The sequence below is a fragment of the Allorhizobium sp. DMC15 genome (genome assembly GCF_056314065.1).
Genome location: NZ_JBQUZB010000005.1, coordinates 251,364 through 256,344, shown reverse-complemented (window position 1 = coordinate 256,344; position 4,981 = coordinate 251,364). Strand labels below are relative to the sequence as shown.

Here is a 4,981-nt window from a genome sequence, read left to right as displayed (position 1 = left end):
GCCGAAGTCCGAGACACTCAGAAGCTTCGGCGTGTCTTCCAACGTCGTGACACTGTCATCGCCCGACGTCGGAGCATCGTTCACAGCCGTCACATCAACCGTCAGCTCATAGCTGTCGACGCTGAAGTCACTACCGTCGCTGACCTGGAAGCCGATCGTCGCATAGTCGTCGCCATTGGCATTCGCCGCAGGGACGAACTGAAGCTTGCCTGCTTCAATATCAGCGCGAGAGATGACCTGGTTTTCCGTCACAGCCTCCCAGACCGCACCGTTCAGGAACTGCAAGGTTCCATTCAACGGAAGGCCTGTGATCTTCACCGAAGCAAGCGGCGTGCCCTCGGTGTCCGAATAGCCGCCGAAGTCCGAGACACTCAGAAGCTTCGGCGTGTCTTCCAACGTCGTGACACTGTCATCGCCCGACGTCGGAGCATCGTTCACAGCCGTCACATCAACCGTCAGCTCATAGCTGTCGACGCTGAAGTCACTACCGTCGCTGACCTGGAAGCCGATCGTCGCATAGTCGTCGCCATTGGCATTCGCCGCAGGGACGAACTGAAGCTTGCCTGCTTCAATATCAGCGCGAGAGATGACCTGGTTTTCCGTCACAGCCTCCCAGACCGCACCGTTCAGGAACTGCAAGGTTCCATTCAACGGAAGGCCTGTGATCTTCACCGAAGCAAGCGGCGTGCCCTCGGTGTCCGAATAGCTGCCGAAGTCCGAGACACTCAGAAGCTTCGGCGTGTCTTCCAACGTCGTGACACTGTCATCGCCCGACGTCGGAGCATCGTTCACCGGCGTGACGTTGATCGTCACCGTAGCGATGTTGGAGAACTCGCCTTTCGCGTCGTACACCTTGTACGAGAAGCTGTCGGGCCCATTGTAGTTGGCGTCCGGCGTATAAACGAACGTACCAGCGCCGGTGAACGACAAGGTGCCGTGGGCGGGGTTGGTTTCGAGCATCGCATTAATGGCATCACCGTCAACGTCCACATCGTTGAGCAATACGCCGTTGGCAATCGTCACCTGCAGCGGGGTATCCTCCGCCGTGCTATACGCGTCGCCCGCCGCGACCGGGGCATCATTCACCGGCGTGACATTGATCGTTACCGTCGCCGTATCCGTACCGCCCTTACCGTCCGAGATCGTGTAGGTGAACGTGTCCTGACCGTTGAAGTTCAGAGCTGGCGTGTAGGTGATGACACCATTCACCAGCGAGACCAGCCCACCGTTTGCGGAGGTTCCTGATACGCCGATGACGCTGATGGCATCGCCATCGACATCGCTGTCGTTGGCTAGGAGATCAGCGGCCTGGATGGTCAGAGCCGTGTCTTCTGCCGTGCTGATGGCACCACCGACTGTAATGCTGAAGTTGTCATAGGTGACGCCGTCGTCATTGTCTTCGGAATAGAGGCCGTAACCGCCGAGCGCCGGACGCTCGGAGCTGGTCAATTCCTTGGTCAAGCCGTTCCCAGTCACCTCGACATGAATGCCATCAGCACCAACCGACAAGACGAACTTCATCATGTCGTTGCCGAAGTTGACGTTATCGACCTTCGACAGAATGGTGACGTTACCATTCACGACCTTTTCCAGGACCAGGTCGCGATAGTCGGCATCGCCTACGGAGTTTGCATCGTAGCTCTTCCAATAGGCTCGGTAGTAGTTCTTATGATCAACGAAGCCGAAGACGAGACCGACCGCTTCGTTACGGGCCTCCGGCGAGAAAATCGGTTCCGCACGGTTCTGCGGATCCGCATCAACCTCAATGCGATAAACCGTGCTGGAAGCCGCGCCAGGCGCCAACTTGTCCATCGGTCCCCGCAGGAAGCCGTCGGCATTGTTCGATTTCTCGATGACAACGCCGTTTTCAAAGCTCCACTTGGCACTGTTGTTGCCGAGCTTGGTCGCGGTCCAACCGTTTGCATTGCCGGCGTTGAAATTGTCAGAGAATGAACCCAGACCGCTCGCAAGGAACATGTCATCAACGGCATCCGGATTGTCATTGCTGCCGTTGATCGTGATGATGGCGGTTGCGGTGCTGGTCAGCGCAGGGTTATGCGAATCCGTGACCGTATAGCCGATGGTAATCGTTGCGGATTCCGTCGTGCCCAGGGCCTTGTACGGATCCTCGCCGCTGTCGGTCCACATCTTGATCTCGCCATTGGCTTCCACCTTCAGATAGGCGTCGCCATGGGTGCCGCTGATCTTGTAGACACCATCAACCGGCGTCGGGTCGAGGGTCAGGGCGAGGCCGGTATTCGTGCCGTTGTTGAGCGTGACACTGTTGACCTGGCCAACCGAAAGAGTCTGCCCATTGGTTGAGATATCGACATCGGTGTCGTTGGTGAGCACGTTGCCGACCAAATACTTAGAGCCGATCAAGGCGCCCGAGATCTGATTCTCCGTGACGGAAAATGCATCATTGTTGCCGATCGGCGCATCATTAACCGGCGTGACCGTCACAGTCACGGTCGCTGCATTCGACACATCGCCGTCGCCATCGCGCAACGTGTATTCGAAGTTGGCATTACCGTTGAAATTCGCAAGCGGCGTGAAGCTCCATTCGCCATTCGGCTTGAAGACATATGTCCCCTTGCCTTCAACGGTGAAGCTGTAGCCGCCGCCCTCGACGGACGTCCCCGATGTAACATTGACGAAGGAGCCAGCGCCGAGCTTGACCTGGTACACGGTGGCGCCATCGGCGCCTACGGCATCATTGTAGATCAACCCATTTACGCCGGTGAACGACGTGGTGCCGGAGTCTTCGGCAACGGTATATACGTTGGAAACCGCCGTCGCGCTGTCGTCATCGAAGAAGATCTTGCTGCCGATCTTGACCGTCTCGATCACCGTGTCCTTGTCGTAGTCGGTGACTGTCAGCACGGCCGAGATCTTGCCGGACAGGTTGAGGTCGTCATCCGGATCGGTGCCCGACAGCGAGTGCTGCAGGGACAGATACTGCGCAACCGTGACATGGCCCGTGCTGTCGATATGGATCGCGAAGGCAGCCGTGCCATCCGGAATTCGGCCCACGACCAGTTCGCCTTCCTTCGAAAGCGTGATCGCCTTTCCATCCGTCGTGAACAGACCGGAGTTTACATTGTCGATCTGCAGCGTGAGCGACGCATTGACCGTGCCCGGCAGACCCGTGTCGTCGGCACCACCATTGATCGAGAAATCGACGACATTGTCCCGCGCATAGCGGACCGGCATGTCAAGATCGCTACCCTTGGAACCAACGGAAGAGAACAGCTGCGACGCCAGGAACACGGACATCGGGTCCGTCAGATTGTCATTGTTGCCCGCCGTTTCGTCGACGCGCGTCGTCTGATCCGTCCAGATCGAAACTTCCGGCATGTCGTCGACAACCTTGACGATGATTTTGCCATCTAGAGGCACGGTATCACCATCCCGGTCGGTCGCGTCGATGATCGCACCGACGTCGATGCCGGCAATCGAGCCGCCCGGAACCTTCAGAGCGGTGTTCTCCTTGCCACCGTCGACATGGTCGAGCTGGTCATACTGGCGATAGACGAACTCACCCGTCGACTTGTCCAGCGTCAGCGTGAAGACCACGCGGTCGCCAACGTCAAAACCGGCGCCGCCGACTACCGGTGTGTTGGCGTAGGCAACCAGAGCGCCGCCAACATAGGTGTAGGCCAGGGCCACGCCCTTGGACGACAGGCCGACGCTCGTCATCGTCGAAAGCGCGTCCGAGGCAAACGAGAAGCCGCCTCCGACCTTGGCACCATCCGCACCGAACGCGACCACATCGGCGGCCGAGCCGCGGGTCGTCGCAGCTTCTGCCATGAAGGGGCCTTCGGTCGTCGAACCGTCACCTGCGCCGTCATTCGGGTGATTGCCCCAGGAAAGCACACTCGCGATATCGTCTTCGTCGACCGTCACCGTGAGGACGTTGTTCGACACCTTCGGCATGTCGTCGTCGACATTGATGGTCAGCGTGCCGGTGGCGGTGTCCTTGTCGCCGTCGGTGACCTTGTAGGTCAGCGTGAAGGTCTGGTTGTTCTCGTTGTCGCCGTTTGCATGCATCAGCGGCGCAACCTGCGTCACCGTGTACTGGCCGGTCGCGGCGTTCAGCGAAACCGTGATGACCGTCGTGCCATCCTGCTTGATCAGCAGCGTGCCGTTTTGACCTGCTACATATTCGAGGTTAGCTGCGCCCCCGGCCCATGTTTCTGCGTCGACGACCCAGGCAATCGAGCCACCATCGGCGCCGAACTTATGCGCGAGGACGCCGGTGACGTTCTGCGGGGCGTCATCGTCGCCAGTTCCGCCATCGATACCCTTGAATAGATCGTCATCTTCAACGACGACCGTCTTGTTCGGACCAACTTCGGGAATATCGTCGGTCACTTTGACGTTGACCAGGCCTGTGAGCTTGACGCTGTCGCCGTCCTTATCTGTCGCCTGAAGAACCGCGCCGAAATCGATCGTCACGGTGTTGTCTTCAGCGGTGCCCGAGACTGACGGCTCCTTATGATCCAGCTGGTCGACAAGCTCAAATTTATAAGAACCGTTGGCGTTCAGAGTTAGCTTGAAAACTACTCGGTCTCCCGCTCCGTAACCCACAGTACCATTGGTGTTGTCGTAGCCATAAAGGACGTTACCCTTCACCTCATAGCTCAATGCCTTGCCTTCGGACTTCAAGCCCTGTGCCACAAGAACCGACGCCGCATCGCTGGTAAAGGAGAAGGTTACAGGATCATCCGCCCCAACCTTGACCAAAGGTGCAATCGATCCCTCGATGTAAGCAGCGCCGCCACTGTTAGAGGCTGGCCCGCCAGTGTACGAGCCGTCGCCATTCCCATCATCCGGATGGTTACCGGTGGCCTGGCTAGTCTTGATATCGTCTTCATCGACCGTGCGTGCCTCAACCTTACCACTCAGCTCCGGCGCATCGTCCTTGATCGTGATCGTGAAGTTGTCGCCAAGCTTCACGCTGTCGCCATCAAAGTCCGTC

Annotated in this window: 1 protein-coding gene; it reads right to left on the bottom strand. The window is 58.3% G+C overall.

Going from position 1 to position 4,981, the window contains the following annotated elements; translation table 11 throughout:
* Positions 1 to 4,981: tandem-95 repeat protein (locus tag ACT53S_RS21255; protein ID WP_476068468.1), on the bottom strand; the 4,981-nt coding region annotated here is incomplete at both ends.